Source organism: Streptomyces sp. NPDC094143, assembly GCF_040303825.1.
Classification (GTDB): domain Bacteria; phylum Actinomycetota; class Actinomycetes; order Streptomycetales; family Streptomycetaceae; genus Streptomyces.
Map to the genome: position 1 here is coordinate 199,212 of NZ_JBEOTZ010000002.1, position 17,347 is coordinate 216,558.

General features: G+C 69.4%; 11 protein-coding genes. 8 read left to right on the forward strand and 3 right to left on the reverse strand.

What is annotated here, in order from left to right:
* On the forward strand, nt 1-1,122 hold the full coding sequence (gene femX, locus ABTZ58_RS03375) for a peptidoglycan bridge formation glycyltransferase FemX (RefSeq protein WP_309093684.1): 1,122 nt from the start codon (nt 1-3) through the stop codon (nt 1,120-1,122).
* Between the two features lie 65 nt (nt 1,123-1,187).
* Nucleotides 1,188-2,219: an alanine racemase gene (locus ABTZ58_RS03380; RefSeq protein ID WP_351349899.1), complete on the forward strand. Its 1,032-nt coding sequence runs from the start codon at nt 1,188-1,190 to the stop codon at nt 2,217-2,219.
* Nucleotides 2,220-2,303: 84 nt separating this feature from the next.
* Here ABTZ58_RS03380 and ABTZ58_RS03385 read toward each other — a convergent pair whose 3' ends face one another.
* Nucleotides 2,304-3,815 carry a glycosyltransferase family 87 protein gene (locus ABTZ58_RS03385; RefSeq protein WP_351349901.1) on the reverse strand — a complete coding sequence of 504 codons (1,512 nt, stop codon included), beginning with the start codon at nt 3,813-3,815 and terminating at the stop codon, nt 2,304-2,306.
* A gap of 117 nt (nt 3,816-3,932) precedes the next feature.
* Complete coding sequence (locus ABTZ58_RS03390) at nt 3,933-6,593, reverse strand: transglycosylase domain-containing protein (protein ID WP_351349903.1); 2,661 nt, start codon at nt 6,591-6,593, stop codon at nt 3,933-3,935.
* 415 nt (nt 6,594-7,008) lie between these two features.
* Here ABTZ58_RS03390 and ABTZ58_RS03395 point away from each other — a divergent pair, with 415 nt between their 5' ends.
* The 4 genes from ABTZ58_RS03395 (at nt 7,009) to ABTZ58_RS03410 (ending at nt 10,800) form a co-directional block, all read left to right on the forward strand.
* Nucleotides 7,009-7,683, forward strand: a complete 675-nt coding sequence (locus tag ABTZ58_RS03395; RefSeq protein WP_351349905.1) for a PadR family transcriptional regulator — start codon at nt 7,009-7,011, stop codon at nt 7,681-7,683.
* Nucleotides 7,684-7,727: 44 nt separating this feature from the next.
* Nucleotides 7,728-8,810 (forward strand): inositol-3-phosphate synthase, encoded by a 1,083-nt coding sequence (locus tag ABTZ58_RS03400; RefSeq protein ID WP_309093688.1) that lies wholly within the window; start codon nt 7,728-7,730, stop codon nt 8,808-8,810.
* A gap of 89 nt (nt 8,811-8,899) precedes the next feature.
* On the forward strand, nt 8,900-10,177 hold the full coding sequence (locus ABTZ58_RS03405; RefSeq protein WP_351349907.1) for an MFS transporter: 1,278 nt from the start codon (nt 8,900-8,902) through the stop codon (nt 10,175-10,177).
* Nucleotides 10,178-10,287: 110 nt separating this feature from the next.
* Entirely contained in the window at nt 10,288-10,800 is a 513-nt protein-coding gene (locus tag ABTZ58_RS03410; protein WP_351349909.1) for an LppU/SCO3897 family protein, read from the forward strand.
* A gap of 122 nt (nt 10,801-10,922) precedes the next feature.
* Here ABTZ58_RS03410 and ABTZ58_RS03415 read toward each other — a convergent pair whose 3' ends face one another.
* Nucleotides 10,923-12,368: a CCA tRNA nucleotidyltransferase gene (locus ABTZ58_RS03415; protein ID WP_351349911.1), complete on the reverse strand. Its 1,446-nt coding sequence runs from the start codon at nt 12,366-12,368 to the stop codon at nt 10,923-10,925.
* A gap of 257 nt (nt 12,369-12,625) precedes the next feature.
* Here ABTZ58_RS03415 and ABTZ58_RS03420 point away from each other — a divergent pair, with 257 nt between their 5' ends.
* Both ABTZ58_RS03420 and murJ read left to right on the forward strand, forming a co-directional pair.
* Nucleotides 12,626-15,028 carry a DUF6049 family protein gene (locus tag ABTZ58_RS03420; RefSeq protein ID WP_351349913.1) on the forward strand — a complete coding sequence of 801 codons (2,403 nt, stop codon included), beginning with the start codon at nt 12,626-12,628 and terminating at the stop codon, nt 15,026-15,028.
* A 43-nt stretch (nt 15,029-15,071) separates the two neighbouring features.
* Nucleotides 15,072-17,342, forward strand: a complete 2,271-nt coding sequence (murJ, locus tag ABTZ58_RS03425) for a murein biosynthesis integral membrane protein MurJ (protein WP_351349915.1) — start codon at nt 15,072-15,074, stop codon at nt 17,340-17,342.
* Nucleotides 17,343-17,347: the final 5 nt, after the last annotated feature.

The window sequence follows — 17,347 nt, forward strand, 5'->3', positions numbered from 1 at the left end:
ATGAGCCTGACCCTGAGGACCATCAGTCGAGAGCAGCATCTGGCCTACATCCAGAGCCTGCCGTCGGCGAGCCACATGCAGGTCCCGGCCTGGGCTGATGTCAAGGCGGAGTGGCGCTCCGAGAACCTCGGCTGGTTCGACGAGCGCACCGGCGAGCTGGTCGGCGTGGGTCTCGTCCTCTACCGGCAGCTTCCCAAGATCAAGCGCTACCTCGCGTACCTGCCCGAGGGCCCGGTCATCAACTGGTTCGCGCCGAATCTGCAGGAGTGGATCGAGCCGATGCTGGCGCACCTGAAGCAGCAGGGTGCCTTCTCGGTGAAGATGGGACCGCCGGTGATCATCCGGCGCTGGGAGGCCACCTCCATCAAGGCGGGCATCCAGAACCCTGACGTGAAGCGGCTGCGGGACATCGAGGCCGATCACATCGAGCCGCGCGCGTTCGAGGTGGCCGACAAGCTGCGCCGCATGGGCTGGCAGCAGGGCGAGGACGGCGGCGCGGGCTTCGGCGACGTCCAGCCGCGCTACGTCTACCAGGTTCCGCTGGCGAACCGTTCCCTGGAAGAGGTCCACAAGAACTTCAACCAGCTGTGGCGCCGCAACATCAAGAAGGCCGAGAAGGCCGGCGTCGAGGTCGTCCAGGGCGGCTACCAGGACCTCGAGGAATGGCAGCGACTGTACGAGATCACGGCCGTGCGCGACCACTTCCGGCCGCGCCCGCTGTCGTACTTCCAGCGCATGTGGACGGCCCTCAACTCCGAGGACCCCAACCGCATGCGGCTGTACTTCGCGCGGCACAACGGCGTGAACCTGTCGGCGGCGACGATGCTGATCGTCGGCGGACACGTCTGGTACTCCTACGGCGCCTCCGACAACATCGGCCGCGAGGTCCGGCCGTCGAACGCGATGCAGTGGCGGATGCTGCGGGACGCCTACGCGCTCGGCGCGACCGTCTACGACCTGCGCGGCATCTCGGACTCGCTGGACGAGACCGACCACCTCTTCGGCCTGATCCAGTTCAAGGTGGGCACCGGTGGCCAGGCGGCCGAGTACCTCGGCGAGTGGGACTTCCCGCTCAACAAGCTGCTGCACAAGGCGCTCGACATCTACATGTCGCGTCGTTGATGTCCCGTTCAGTGCTTCTATACCTCTGACACACGGCAACCACGAGAAAGGTTCCAGGTCCGGCCATGGCGCTCACGCTCTACGTCGACACCGCGCGCTGGCGGGCGCACCACAAGCACGTGCAGGAGCAGTTCCCCGGCCTCGTGCCGGTCTGCAAGGGCAACGGCTACGGTTTTGGGCACGAGCGGCTGGCGGAGGAGGCCACGCGGCTGGGCTCGGACGTCCTCGCCGTCGGCACGACGTACGAAGCCGCCCGGATCAAGGACTGGTTCAGCGGGGACCTGCTGGTGCTGACGCCCTACCGGCGCGGCGAGGAGCCGGTGCCGCTGCCGGACCGGGTGATCCGCTCGGTCTCGTCGATAGACGGTGTGTACGGCCTCGTCGGTGCCCGTGTGGTGATCGAGGTGATGTCCTCGATGAAGCGGCACGGCATCGGTGAGCAGGACCTGGCCCAGCTGCACGCCGCGATCGAGAACGTCCGCCTGGAGGGTTTCGCGCTCCACCTGCCCCTGGACCGTACCGACGGCTCGGACGCGGTCGAGGAGGTCATCGGGTGGATGGACCGGCTCCGCGCGGCCCGGCTGCCGCTGCACACGATGTTCGTCAGCCACCTCAAGGCCGAGGATCTCGTCCGGCTCCAGCAGCAGTTCCCGCAGACCCGGTTCCGTGCCCGCATCGGCACGCGCCTGTGGCTGGGGGACCACGACGCCACCGAGTACCGCGGCGCCGTCCTCGACGTCACGCGCGTAGCCAAGGGCGACCGTTTCGGCTACCGGCAGCAGAAGGCGGCCTCCGACGGCTTCCTGGTGGTCGTGGCGGGCGGAACGTCGCACGGGGTGGGCCTGGAGGCCCCGAAGGCGCTGCACGGCGTCATGCCGCGCGCCAAGGGCGTCGCCCGAGCCGGCCTCGCGACGGTGAACCGGAACCTCTCTCCCTTCGTCTGGGGCGGCAAGCAGCGCTGGTTCGCCGAACCGCCGCACATGCAGGTGTCGATCCTGTTCGTCCCCGCGGACGCGCCCGAGCCGAAGGTCGGTGAGGAGCTGGTGGCCCATCTGCGGCACACCACCACGCAGTTCGACCGGCTCGTGGACCGCTGACCGCCGTAGTTCAGCGAGAAGGCCGTACAGGGTCTCCCTGTACGGCCTTCCGCATGACCGGTGCCGGCGTCCGGCGCCGTTCGCTCAGAGCGGACCGCTGGCGGCGTCCTGCTTGCCCCACTCGATGGGCGTTCCCGCGGCGCGGGCGTCCGCCTGCCGCCGGGAGCGCGCCGCGGGTCCCAGCACGAAGACGTCCTCGGCACCGTCGAGCACTCCGCCCGAGGGATCGTCGTCGCCGGACCGGCGCACCGGGTCGCGCTCCGGCAGGAAGATGTCGCGCACGACCATCACGCAGAGGTAGAGCGTGCCCAGCAGGTGCAGGGCGATGGCCCAGTGGTAGCCGTCGGTGGGCAGCCCCTTGTGGGCGTCCCCGCTGGTCGTGTACGCGAGGTACAGCCAGATCCCCAGGAAGTACGCCACCTCGCAGGCCTGCCAGATCAAAAAGTCCCGCCACTTGGGCCGGGCGAGGGCGGCCAGGGGCACCAGCCACAGCACGTACTGGGGTGAGTAGACCTTGTTGGTGAGGATGAACGCCGCGACGATCAGAAAGGCGAGCTGGGCGAACCGCGGACGGCGCGGAGCGGTCAGCGCGAGGGCCGCGACACCCGCGCAGCACACCAGCATCAGCAGCGTGGCGAGGGTGTTGACGGTGTCGGTGGCGAGCGGGTCGTCCGAGTTCTGGGCCATGATCAGCCAGAAGGAGCCGAAGTCGACGCCCCGCTCCTGGCTGAACGTGTAGAACTTCGACCAGCCTTCGAAGGCGAAGAGCATCACCGGCCCGTTCACGACGATCCAGGCGACGGCCGCGCCGCCCACGGCCGTGGCGAACTCGCGCCATCGGCCGGCGCGCCAGCACAGCACCAGCAGCGGCCCCAGCAGCAGGAAGGGATAGAGCTTGGCGGCCGTGGCGAGCCCCAGCAGGACGCCGAAGGCCAGCGAGCGGCCGCGGGACCACATCAGCATCGCCGCGGCCGTCAGAGCGACCGCCAGCAGATCCCAGTTGATCGTCGCCGTCAGCGCGAAGGCGGGCGCCAGGGCGACCAGCAGCCCGTCCCAGGGACGCCGGGCGTGGGTGCGGGTCACGCAGACGGCGATGACGGACGCGCAGACCATGAGCATCCCGGCGTTGACCATCCAGTACCACTGCTCCTGGTCCTGGATGGTGCCGCTGCCGGGCGTGAGCCAGGAGGCGACCTCCATGAAGACGCCGGTCAGCACCGGGTACTCCAGGTACTGCATGTCGCCGGGGAGCCGGTCGAAGTACGGCACGAGCCCGTCGGCGAATCCGCGCCCCTGGTAGAGGTGCGGGATGTCCGAGTAGCAGGCGTGCGTGTACTGCGAGCTGGCGCCGAAGAACCAGGCGCCGTTGTAGCAGGGCGCCTTCTGGACCAGGCCGAGGGCGAACATCCCGATCGCCACCAGGGCGATCACCCGGACGGGAGTCCACCAGGACGCCCCGAGCAGGGCGCGCCGCCCGAGCGGGCCGCCGATCAGCTCGCTGCCGGCCGCGGCGACCCCGTCCTCCTGGGTCGGCCGCACCGGGTCCGGCTCGTGGACGCTCGCTGGCGTCGTTTCTGCGCTGGGCATGTCGCACATCCTGCCGTACGGGTCCGGAAAAACGTCGAGAGCCGCCGTACCCGGGGGGTACGGCGGCCCTTGTTTCACGTGAAACAACGTGTTTCACGTGAAACACCCAAGCCGGGCGATCGTCGGCTATCCGGCGGGGCCTCCGAAGATGCCTCCGTTGCCATTGCCTCTGGTGTTGCCACCGTCCAGGTTCGTATCGGTCGGCGTGGGCTCGCTACTCGCTCCTCCGTCCGTGCCCCCGTGGTCCTCGCCGCCGTTCTGCCCGCCGTTGTCCTCCTCGTCGCAGCCGAAGAAGCCACAGGTGTCGCTGGGCGTGGGCGACGGCGAGGTCGGCGTCTCGCTGGGCGTCTCGCTCGGGGTCTCGCTCGGCGTCTCACTCGGCGTCTCACTGGGAGTCGGCGTCGGCGACGGGGCACCCACCGCGTCCTGGACGTCGCCGATCGGCTCGGCCTCGGGGAAGCCGAGGTCGGGCTTGCCCTTGAGCGCGGCCTTCATGTACTCGGTCCACACCAGCGTCGGGACGTCACCACCGTGGATGGACTCCTCGCCCGCCGTGCCGTTCATGGAGAGCAGCTTGGCGCTCTTGGGGTCCTCACGGAACATCGCGACCGAGGTCGACAGCTGCTGCGTGTAGCCGACGAACCACGCCGACTTGTTCTCGTCCGTCGTACCGGTCTTGCCGGCCGCCGTACGGCCCAGGGACAGCGCGTTCTTACCCGTACCGTTCTGGATGACGTTCTCCAGGACGTCCGTGACGTTGTTCGCCACGTTTTCGGGCATCGCCTGCGTGATCCTCGGCTTCTCGAAGCCGTCGATCTCCTCACCGTTGAACTTGACGCTGGTCACCGAGTACGGAGCGGCCTGCTTGCCGGCGGCGGCGAACGTCGCGTAGGCATCGGCCATGCGGATCGCGCTGGGGGTGGACGTGCCGAGCGCGAACGACGGGTTGAGCGTGGCGAAGCTGCTGTCCAGGATTCCGGCCTTCTCGGCCACATCCCGCACGTTCCTCATCCCCACGTCCATGCCGAGCTGCACGAACGGCGTGTTGACGGACTGCTCCATCGCCTTGCGCAGGGTGATGTAGCCCCAGGGGCGGGGGCTCTCGTTCTTCTGCAGGAACGGCGTGTTGTCCTTCTTCAGGACGTACGAGCCGTCGTTGTTCAGGACCTTCAGGCGGTCGTTGCCGTTGTACTTGCTCATCGGCGAGAGCGGACCGTCACTGCGGTAGGTCCCGTACTCCATGGCGGCCGCGAGCACGAACGGCTTCCACGTCGAACCGACGGGGACACCCGAGGTGTCCGCGTTGTTGTTGAAGTGGCCGTTCTCGTAGCCGGCGCCGCCGTAGAGCGCGACGATCGCACCGTCCTTGGGCTTCACCGACGCCGCGCCGAACTGGACGTGCTTGTCCCGCTCGCGCTTCTCCGGGTCCAGCTTCTCCTTCTCGATCTTCCTGACGGCCTTGGCCAGGGCCTCGACCTTGCTCTTCTCGAAGGTCGTCCTGATCTGGTAGCCGCCCTGGTCGAACTGCTGCTCCGTGATGTTGGAGTGGTTCAGGACGTACTTCTTGGCCGTGTCCACCAGGTAGCTGATCTGGCCGCTCATGCCCTTGGTGGCCTTGCGGCCCTGCGGCGTGGGGTAGTCCTTGATCGCTTCCTGGTACTGGGCGTCCGTGAGCTTGTCGTCGTTGTGCATCTGCTCGAGGATCCAGGCCCAGCGCTCCTTGGACCGCTTGAGGTTGTCGTCCTTGTTCGCCGCAGGGTCGAGGCTCTCGTTGCCCGCCGGGTCGTAGTACGTCGGGCCCTTGAGCAGGGCCGCGAGGAAGGCGCACTCGCTCGGCTCGAGTTTGTGGGCGTCCTTGCCGTAGTACGTCTGGGCAGCGGCCTGGATGCCGTAGGCGCCCCGCCCGTAGTACGAGGTGTTGAGGTAGCCCTGGAGGATCTGCTTCTTGCCGAGCTTCGTGCCCACCTTGATGGAGATGAACATCTCCTTGAACTTGCGGGAGACCGTCTGCTCCTGGCTCAGGTACGTGTTCTTCACGAACTGCTGGGTGATCGTCGAACCACCCTGCGTGTCGCCGCCCCGGGCCATGTTCGCCAGGGCCCGCGCGATGCCCATGGGGTCGACGCCCGAGTCCTCGTAGAAGGTCTTGTTCTCGGCCGAGATCACGGCGTCCTGCATGGCCTTGGGGATCCGGTCGATCGTGACGTTCTGCCGGTTCTGGCCACTGCCCGTCGCGACCATCTGCTGGCCGTTGGACCAGAGGTAGACGTTGTTCTGCGAACGGGCCGCCGCGTTCTCCTCGGTGGGGACGCCCACCATGGCGTAGCCGATGCCCGCCACGGCCACCAGGCTGCCGAAGAAGCCGAGGCACAGGCCGGAGACGAGCTTCCAGGACGGCAGCCAGCGCTGCCAGCCGTACTTGCCGGCCCGCGGATAGTCGATCAGCCGCTTCTTGTCGGACACGGCGCCCGCACGCCCCCGGCCGGCGGCGGCTGCCCCGGCCGCGCCCATGGCTGCGCCACGCCGGCCGCCCCGCGTCGGTTCGGCCGCTCTCCGGCGGCCGCCCCCACTTCTCTGCTGCGCCGCACGCCGGGCCTCGGCACGGCCGCCGTACGCACGCTCCTCACCCCCCGAGCCGTAGGAGTCCGACCCATAGGAGTCGGACGGAGACCCGGTGGCGCCTCGCGGTGCCGCTCGGCGGCCGGAGGACGAGCCGGACTGGCCGCGTCGGGCCGCGGCACGTCCGCCTCCCTGCGGCTGCGGCGGTTTGCGACGGTGCTCGCTCATCGAACGACTACTCCTCGGGCAGGCGCACCCGTGCGCGCCTGGAAACGGCGGCTGGTTTCCGGTCCCCCCGAAGTACGGATGCGGTCGGCTCCGCATTCATCGGTCCCGCATGCACCCGTACTACACCGAAGACCACGACGCTCTCGGGCGTCACTCGGTTCCCGGTGATGTGCATGGCGCACAGACTACGCACCGTCAAAACCTGCCGAGCCCCGAAGTTCACCTCAAATCAGGCAACTCGCGTCCGATGAATCGGTGATGTGATCCCGTTCACCACACCCCCTCTTGTCGCAGCCGGAAGGCCGTTCTATCGTCGTGATGTATCGAGTCGATACATCAGCTCGACACATCGCTCCGAGACATCGGAGCGATACACCGGACGGAGACCCGCACACCGGGCGGAGAGGAGGCGACGATGAGCCGGCGTTCCGGCATCCTCGAGTTCGCCGTACTCGGCCTGCTCCGCGAATCTCCGATGCACGGCTACGAGCTGCGCAAACGCCTCAACACGTCCCTGGGCGTGTTCCGTGCGTTCAGCTACGGGACGCTCTACCCCTGCCTCAAGACGCTGGTCGCCAACGGCTGGTTGATCGAGGAACCGGGGAACGAGTCCGAGGCCGTGCCCCTCACCGGCCGCCGCGCAAAGATCGTCTACCGGTTGACGGCGGAAGGTAAGGAACATTTCGAGCAGCTGCTCTCGCAGACCGGGCCCGACGCCTACGAGGACGAGACCTTCGCCGCCCGTTTCGCGTTCTTCGGGCAGACCTCACGCGATGTACGCATGCGCGTACTGGAAGGCCGCCGCAGCCGGCTGGAGGAGCGCCTGGAGAAGATGCGCGCCTCCCTGGCCCGGACCCGCGAGCGACTCGACGATTACACGCTTGAGCTTCAGCGCCACGGGATGGAGTCCGTGGAGCGCGAGGTGCGCTGGCTGAACGAGCTCATCGAGAGCGAGCGGGCGGGACGGGACCTCAAGGGCCCCGCCTCCGGGGACCCCGCCTCGCGTGACACCACATCTGGAGCGTCGGGCGGCCTGCCCCGGCCGGGGGACGACCCCAGGCCGGATACGCCCGACGACACCGCCACGTGAGAGCCCTTCGCGGGCCTCACTCGTACACACAGGGAGCAACCGGAATGGGTTCGGTGCGCGTAGCCATCGTCGGCGTGGGCAACTGTGCCGCGTCGCTGGTGCAGGGAGTCGAGTACTACAAGGACGCCGACCCGGCGGCCAAGGTGCCGGGCCTGATGCACGTCCAGTTCGGCGACTACCACGTCCGCGACGTCGAGTTCGTCGCCGCGTTCGACGTGGACGCCAAGAAGGTCGGTCTCGACCTCGCGGACGCCATCGGCGCCTCCGAGAACAACACCATCAAGATCTGCGACGTGCCCCGCACCGGCGTGACGGTCCAGCGCGGCCACACCCTCGACGGCCTCGGCCGGTACTACCGCGAGACCATCGAGGAGTCCGCCGAGGAGCCCGTCGACGTCGTCCAGGTCCTCAAGGACCAGCAGGTCGACGTCCTGGTCTGCTACCTGCCCGTCGGCTCCGAAGACGCGGCGAAGTTCTACGCCCAGTGCGCCATCGACGCCAAGGTCGCCTTCGTCAACGCCCTCCCGGTCTTCATCGCCGGCACCAAGGAGTGGGCCGACAAGTTCACCGAGGCGGGCGTCCCGATCGTCGGCGACGACATCAAGTCGCAGGTCGGCGCCACCATCACGCACCGTGTCATGGCGAAGCTGTTCGAGGACCGGGGCGTCGTCCTGGACCGCACGATGCAGCTGAACGTCGGCGGCAACATGGACTTCAAGAACATGCTCGAGCGCGACCGCCTCGAGTCGAAGAAGATCTCCAAGACGCAGGCCGTCACCTCCCAGATCCGCGACCGCGAACTGGGCGAGGGCAACGTGCACATCGGCCCGTCCGACTACGTCGCCTGGCTCGACGACCGCAAGTGGGCCTACGTCCGCCTGGAAGGCCGCGCCTTCGGTGACGTCCCGCTGAACCTGGAGTACAAGCTGGAGGTCTGGGACTCCCCGAACTCCGCCGGCGTCATCATCGACGCCCTGCGCGCCGCGAAGATCGCCAAGGACCGCGGCATCGGCGGCCCGATCCTGTCGGCGTCGAGCTACTTCATGAAGTCCCCGCCCGTGCAGTACTTCGACGACGAGGCCCGCGAGAACGTCGAGAAGTTCATCAAGGGTGAGGTCGAGCGCTGACACGCCACAACCAGTCGCTCCTGCCAGGGCTGTGAGGGTCCCCGGGTCGCATGACCCGGGGACCCTCCCCGTATGTGAGGCTGGTCCCCATGGCCGTCGTCCGTGACCTGCGCGTACTGCTGCGCTTCCAGGGCTTCCGGCGCCTGCTCGCCGTCCGCCTGCTCTCCCAGGGCGCCGACGGTGTGTACCAGGTCGCGCTCGCCGCCTACGTCGTCTTCTCCCCGGAGAGACAGACCTCGGCTGTCGCGATCGCCTCCGCGATGGCCGTACTGCTGCTCCCGTACTCGCTCGTCGGCCCCTTCGCCGGCGTCCTGCTCGACCGCTGGCGGCGCCGCCAGGTCCTGCTCCACGGCAGCCTGCTGCGCGCTCTGCTGGCCTGCGCGACGGCCCTGCTGATACTCAGTCCGGCACCGGACTGGCTCTTCTACGTCTCCGCCCTGTGCGTCACCGCCGTCAACCGCTTCGTGCTGTCCGGCCTGGCCGCCGCCCTGCCGCGCGTGGTCGACACCGAGCGGCTCGTCCTCGCCAACTCCCTCTCCCCGACCGCCGGAACGCTGGCGGCCACCGCGGGCGGCGGCCTCGCCTTCGTCGTCCGCCTGGTGGTGGCGGACTCCGACGCCGCGGTGGTGCTCGTGGCGGCCGGGCTGTACCTGTGCGCGGCCCTGGCGACGCTGAGCATGGCGCGGGAACTCCTCGGCCCCGACCGCAGCGCGGTGCGCGTGCGGATCGGCGACGCGATCACCGGCACGGTGCGCGAACTCGCGGCGGGCGTAAGGCACCTGGCCGCACCGCAACGCCGGGAGGCCGCCTGGGCCCTCGCGGCGATGTCCCTGATGCGGTTCTGCTACGGCGCTCTGCTCGTCATGCTGCTGATGCTCTGCCGGTACGCGCTCACCTCGACCACGGACGACGGACTCGCCCTGCTGGGGCTCGCGTTGGGTGTCTCGGGCGCCGGCTTCTTCGCGGCGGCGGTGGTGACCCCCTGGGCCGCGGGACGGCTCGGACCGGGTCGCTGGATCGTCGTGTGCGCCGCTGCCGCAGCCCTGCTGGAGCCCGCGCTCGGCCTGCCGTTCGCCACCGTGCCCCTGCTGGTCGCCGCGTTCGTTCTCGGTCTGACCACCCAGGGCGCGAAGATCTCCACGGACACCATCGTCCAGTCCTCCGTGGACGACGGTTTCCGTGGCCGGATCTTCTCCGTTTACGACGTCCTGTTCAACGTCTTCTTCGTCGGTGCGGCCGCCGTGGCCGCCCTGATGCTGCCGCCGGACGGCCGATCCGTGCCGCTGGTGATCACGATCGCCGTTATCTACGCGACGGTAGCGGCTGCTATGGCCCGGTATGGCCGTGAGTCAGTGTCACATCAATGACACAGAGCCACTCCTGAGTACTGCGTTGTCAGTGGGGACCGCTACTTTACGTGGGTCTTATCCCGCGACATGTTCGCGTCACTCATCCATGTTTTTAGGGGGACCCCCAAGTGTCTACTCCGCCGCCCCAGGGCAACCCGTTCGCGCAGAACCAGCCCGCGGGTCAGCCCCAGGCTCCGTACCCGCCGCAGGGCGGCTACCCCCAGCAGCCCGGCCAGCCCGGCATCCCGCCGCAGGGCGCGGGTCCGTACGCCCCGGTTCCGCCGCAGCCGTCCGGCCGCAAGCTGAGCTTCAAGACCATCAAGAACATCGTGATCGTCGTCGCGGTGGCGGGCATTGCCATCGGCGGCTGGATCACCAGCCGGGACGACGCCAACACGGCGGCCGTCGGTGACTGCATGCACCGGGGCAGCACCAACGACAACAACCCGGACCTCGAGGTCGTCGAGTGCAGTGACGCGAAGGCTCAGTTCAAGGTGCTGGCCAAGATCGAGGGCGCGTACATGACGGAGACCCTGGCGTCGAGCAAGTGCGAGGCCGAGGCCAAGGACTTCCAGTACACGTACACCGAGAGCGGTGACGGCAAGGACTTCCTGCTCTGCCTGCAGGACTACAACAAGTAACGCGGACGCGGGAAGGGGCGGTGTTTCACGTGAAACACCGCCCCTTGTTCTGCCTCCGGCTCTCCCGGTTTGGTTCGGTTCGGGGTCATGTTTCACGTGAAACATGACCCCGTTCCACAGGCTCAGCCCTCCTGCTCGGCCCACCACTCCTTGAGCACCGCGACGGCCGCGTCATGCTCCATCGGCCCGTGCTCCAGCCGCATCTCCAGCATGTGCTTGTAGGCGCGACCGATGACCGGACCGGGGCCCACGCCCAGGATCTCCATGATCTGGTTGCCGTCGAGGTCGGGGCGGATGGAGTCCAGCTCCTCCTGCTCCTGCAGCCGGGCGATCCGCTCCTCCAGCCCGTCGTACGCCCGGGACAGTGCCGCCGCCTTGCGCTTGTTGCGCGTGGTGCAGTCCGAGCGGGTCAGCTTGTGGAGGCGGTCGAGGAGCGGGCCGGCGTCACGGACGTAGCGGCGGACCGCGGAGTCCGTCCACTCGCCGGTGCCGTAGCCGTGGAACCGCAGGTGGAGTTCGACGAGGCGGGAGACGTCCTTCACCAGCTCGTTGGAGTACTTCAGCGCGGTCATGCGCTTCTTGGTCATCTTCGCCCCGACCACCTCGTGGTGGTGGAAGGAGACCCGGCCGTCCTTCTCGAAGCGCCGGGTGCGCGGCTTGCCGATGTCGTGCAGCAGGGCGGCCAGCCGGAGCGTCAGATCGGGACCGTCGTCCTCCAGTGCCATCGCCTGCTCCAGGACGATCAGAGTGTGGTCGTAGACGTCCTTGTGCCGGTGGTGCTCGTCACGCTCCAGACGCAGGGCCGGCAGCTCGGGCAGCACGCGGTCGGCGAGGCCGCTCTCCACGAGCAGCGACAGTCCCTTGCGCGGGTGCGGGGAGAGGATCAGCTTGTTCAGCTCGTCCCGGACCCGCTCGGCCGAGACGATCTCGATCCGTCCGGCCATCTCCTTCATCGCGGAGACGACCTCGGGGGCGACCTCGAAATCGAGCTGGGCCGCGAAGCGCGCGGCCCGCATCATCCGCAGCGGGTCGTCCGAGAAGGAGTCCTGCGGAGTGCCCGGGGTGCGCAGGACACGCGCCGCGAGATCCTCCAGGCCCCCGTGCGGGTCGACGAACTCCTTCTCCGGCAGCGCGACGGCCATCGCGTTGACGGTGAAGTCCCGGCGGACGAGATCCTCCTCGATCGAGTCGCCGTACGACACCTCGGGCTTGCGCGAGGTCCGGTCGTACGCTTCCGACCGGTAGGTGGTGACCTCGATCTGGTAGCCACCCTTGTGGGCGCCGACCGTGCCGAAGGCGATCCCGACCTCCCAGACGGCGTCCGCCCAAGGGCGCACGATCTTGAGCACGTCCTGGGGACGGGCGTCGGTCGTGAAGTCGAGGTCGTTGCCGAGCCGGCCCAGCAGCGCGTCCCGGACCGAGCCGCCGACCAGGGCGAGTGAGAACCCGGCCTCCTGGAAGCGGCGGGCGAGGTCGTCGGCGACAGGGGCGACCCGCAGCAGTTCACTCACCGCGCGGTGCTGCACCTGGCTCAGGACACTGGACGTTTCTTCGTTGGCGTTCGGCACAAAAGAAGAGGGTACGTGGCTCGGGCACCCCTGAGCGCCCCGTATATCGGGTGGGGACACGCCCCGCCATACACACACAAGGGCTGCCCTTGAGCGGTAAAGAACCGCTCCCTTCCATAGGGCCGCATACCGGGCAACGGGGCGCCGGCCCGCGATCTTGTGGGGCGGACCGCGGCACTTCCCCTCAGCGCGCATCGTTACCATGCGTGGACGCACATTCCGACGACCACTGACGACGACGAGGGACGGGCGAGCGCGTGGCCGACGCGGCAGACTTCCAGGGGACCAGTGCCTCACCTGCCCGCCGGTGGCTGCGGCGCACCGGGGCACTGCTCGCCGGTGCGCCCCTGCTGACCGGACTCCTCCAGCTGCCCGGCGCGACCTCCGCGGACGCGGCAGGCCAGGAGTCCCCGCAGGCGGCCTCCGGGGCGGGCTCGGTCTCCGTCGCGGTCGACTCGCTCACCCCCAGCGCCCCCACCGAGGGGGACACGGTGACGGTGTCGGGCACGGTCACCAACAACGGCAAGCAGGCGGTCACCGACGCCCACGTCGACCTGCGGGTGGGCCCTCAGATCGGCACCCGCTCGTCGATCGACACCCTGGCCAGGAAGAGCGACGACATCCAGGGCCCCGTCGGCGAGGAGGTCGGCGGCAAGTACACCGAGAAGTTCCCCAGACTCACCCCGGGCGTTGCCGAGCCCTTCACGATCTCCGTGCCGGTGGACGAGCTGGACCTCGGCGGGGACGGCGTCTACCAGCTGGGCGTCACCCTCTCCGGGGAGACGGCCGCGCAGCCCTGGGACCGGGTCCTCGGCATCCAGCGCACGTTCCTGCCCTGGCAGCCGGAGGAAGCCGGCACGAAGACCAGGACCACGTTCCTGTGGCCGCTCGTCTCCACCTCCCACATGGCGGCCGAGACCGGGTCGAACGAGCAGCAGACGCCGGTCTTCCGCGACGAGGAGCTCGCGAAGGAGATCTCCCCGGGCGGCCGCCTCGACCAGATGGTGTCGCTGGGCAAGAGCCTCGACGTCACGTGGGTGGTCGACCCGGACCTGCTGGCGTCCGTCGACGCCATGACGAGGAGCTACGAGGTTCGCCCCGCGGACGGCACCACCACCCCCGGCAGGAACCAGGAACTCGCCAAGAAGTGGCTGACCGAGCTCCAGCAGGCGGTCGCCGGCAAGGAGGTCGTCGCCCTGCCCTACGGCGACCCCGACCTGGCCTCCCTCGCCCACAACGGCACGAGTGTCACCGGCTCGCTGAGCCACCTCAAGGAAGCCACCGACGTCGTCGACGACACGGTGAAGACGATCCTCCATGTGAAGCCGGACACGGACTTCGCCTGGCCCGTCGACGGTGCCGTCGACCCGTCGATCGTGAAGGTCGCGACGTCCGCGGGTGCCGACAAGGTGATCGTCCGCGGCGACAGCCTCCAGGACAACCTGTCGTACACGCCCTCCGCCGCCCGGCCCATCGGTGGCGGCACCACGGCGGTCGTGGCGGACGCCAGGATGTCCACGCCGTTCCAGGGCGATCTGACGAGGGCCTCCGCGTCCACGCTCGCCGTGCAGCGCTTCCTCGCCCAGAGCCTGACGCTGGGCCTGCAGACCGGCAAGCAGCGCAGCGTCGTCGTCGCCCCGCAGCGCATGCCCACGGTCAGCCAGGCCCAGGCCATGTCGGAAGCCCTGGCGGCCCTGCAGGGCGGGAACTGGTCCGAGTCGCAGGACCTCGCGGACGCCGCCAAGGCCAAGCCCGACCCCGCGGCGAACACGAAGGTGCCGCCGGCGTCGGACTACCCCCGTGACCTGCGTGGGCAGGAACTGCCGCGGGCCGCGTTCGAGCAGATCGCCAGGACGCAGGGCAAGCTCGACAAGTTCAAGGTGATCCTCACCATCCAGTCCCGTGTGGTCACCCCGTTCGGCCGGGCCATGAACCGCGAGATGTCCACGTCCTGGCGCGGCCGGAACGTCGCGGCCGTGGGCTACCGCAGCGACATCGAGTCCTACCTCGACGGGCTCATCGACGGGGTCAAGCTGATCAAGAAGACGGAGACCAAGCTCTCCGGCCGCAGCGCCACGATCCCCGTGACCGTTCAGAACAACCTGGTGCAGGGCGTCGAGCACCTGCAGCTGCGGCTCACGTCGCAGAACCCGACCCGCCTCAAGATCGGCGACGCCGCGTACAAGGAGCAGCCCGTCGCGGTCAACGGCGGCCACAGCCAGTCGGTGAAGTTCACCACGTCCGCCAACGCCAACGGTCAGGCCAAGGTGGTCGCCCAGCTGTACACGGAGGACGGCCGACCCTACGGCGACCCCGTCGCCTTCGATGTGCGGGTGACCGAGGTCACCCCCACCGTGATGCTGGTCATCGGCGGCGGCTTCCTGCTTCTGGTCCTGGCCGGCTTCCGGATGTACACCCAGCGCAAGCGCGCCGCCGCCCGCGAAGCCGCCGAGCCGGAAGCCGAACGCGAGGAGGCTGCCGGCGATCCGCAGGAACCGGTCGGCGCCCCACAGAACCCGCACACCGCCGGCGACCGTCTCAGGGAGGAGTCCGCTGCCGGCTCCCGGGCAGGCGCCCCGGAGCAGCCGAGTGACGCGGCCCCGGACACCGCAGCGGAAAGCGCCGACCCGTCCGGCACGGGTGAGAGAGTGGACCGTTGAGATGTCGTGGCCGGTGGGCCCGGGACGATGAGGTGGGGTAACCATGAACGCGCCGTACGACGGTGACCGCGGTCGTGCCGCGGGCAGCCCGGGCCACCCCGAGTCGGGCGGGCCCGAGGGCTCGCCGGCCGAGCACGGCCAGGTACCGCCGCAGCCGCCCGCGGACATGTACCTCCAGGACGCCTACGCCCCGGACCCTTACCAGGCACACGACCTCGCCGCCCAGGACCCGGCCGGCGAGGCGCTCTACGACCGCGCCGCGCACCCGCCGCCCACCCCGGGCACCTACCAGCCGGAGCAGCAGCTGTACGCCCAGCCGCCGCAGTCGCCGTACGCCCCCGACCCGCGGGTGTGGGCCCAGACGCCCGCGCCCGAGCCGGAGGGCCCGACGCGGCACCTGCCGTACGGCGACGACCCCCGCACCACGCAGTTCGTCGGCGTGGACGACCTCGTCTCCCAGGCGGGCGAGCCGCGCCAGGAGCCGGACGCGTTCGCGCACCTCTTCCGCGACCAGCAGCAGAGCAGCGGCCACCCCTCCTACGAGTCGCCCCCGGTCCCAGGCCCGTCCCCGGCGCCCATGGCGCAGGGCCAGTACGCGGCACCGGCGCAGACCGTGGCGACGGCATCCCTGACCGACGAGCCCTCCGACCCGGAGCCCACCGCCGCGCCCGCCCCGAAGAAGGCCGGCCGCGCCGGGGGCCTGATGAAGTCCAGCGCCGTGATGGCGGCGGGCACGATGGTCTCCCGCCTCACCGGCTTCGTCCGGTCGGCGCTGATCGTCTCGGCGCTGGGCGTCGGCCTTCTCGGTGACACCTTCCAGGTCGCCTACCAGCTGCCGACGATGATCTACATCCTCACCGTCGGCGGCGGTCTGAACTCCGTGTTCGTACCGCAGCTGGTGCGCGCCATGAAGGAGGACGAGGACGGCGGCGAGGCGTACGCCAACCGGCTGCTGACCCTGGTCATCGTCACGCTCGGCGGGCTCACCGCGCTCTCGGTGCTCGGCGCGCCGCTGTTGATCCGCGTGCTGTCCAACGGGGTCGCCAGCGATCCGGCGGCGAACCAGGTCGCCATCACCTTCGCCCAGTTCTTCCTGCCCACGATCTTCTTCATGGGCATCCATGTCGTGATGGGCCAGATCCTCAACGCCCGCGGCAAGTTCGGCGCGATGATGTGGACCCCGGTCCTGAACAACATCGTCATCATCGTGACGCTGGGCATGTTCATCTACGTCTACGGCACCGCCGCCGACTCCGGGATGGAGGCCGCGACCATCCCGCCGGAGGGCCAGCGCCTGCTCGGCGTCGGCGTCCTGCTCGGCCTCGTGGTCCAGGCGCTGGCGATGATCCCCTATCTGCGGGAGACCGGGTTCCGGCTGCGGCTGCGCTTCGACTGGAAGGGCCAGGGGCTCGGCAAGGCCGTCACGCTCGCCAAGTGGACGGTCCTGTTCGTCCTCGCCAACCAGGCGGGTGCCATGATCGTCATCCAGCTGTCCACCGCGGCGGGCAAGGCCTCGCCCGTCGACGGCACCGGCTTCGCCGCCTACGCCAACGCGCAGCTGATCTGGGGCCTGCCGCAGGCCATCATCACGGTCTCCCTCATGGCCGCCCTGCTGCCGCGCCTGTCGCGCTCGGCGGCCGAGGGCGACGGCGGCGCGGTCCGGGACGACATCTCCCAGGGGCTGCGCAACACGGCCGTCGCGATCGTGCCGATCGCCTTCGGGTTCCTCTCGCTCGGCATCCCGTTGTGCACGCTGATGTTCGGCTCCTCGGGCACCAGCGAGGCGACCAACATGGGCTACATGCTGATGGCGTTCGGCCTCGGCCTGATCCCGTACTCCGTGCAGTACGTGGTCCTGCGCGCCTTCTACGCCTACGAGGACACCCGAACTCCCTTCTACAACACGGTCATCGTGGCCGCGGTGAACGCCGGCGCCTCGGCGGTCTGCTACTTCGTCATCCCGTCCCGCTGGGCCGTGGTCGGCATGGCCGCCTCCTACGGACTGGCCTACGCGATCGGCGTCGGCGTCGCCTGGCGCCGGCTGCGCAAGCGGCTGGGCGGGGACCTCGACGGCGCCCGCGTCCTGCGGACGTACGCCCGGCTGTGCATCGCGTCGGTCCCGGCCGCCCTGCTCAGCGGCGCTGCCGTCTACGGCATCGGCCACACGCTCGGCCAGGGCGTCGCGGGCTCGCTCGCCGCGGTGTTCGCCGGAGGTGTCGTACTGCTCGGGGTCTTCTTCGTCGCCGCCCGCCGCATGCGCATCGAGGAGCTCAACTCGCTGGTCGGCATGGTCCGCGGGCGCCTGGGACGCTAGGGCCG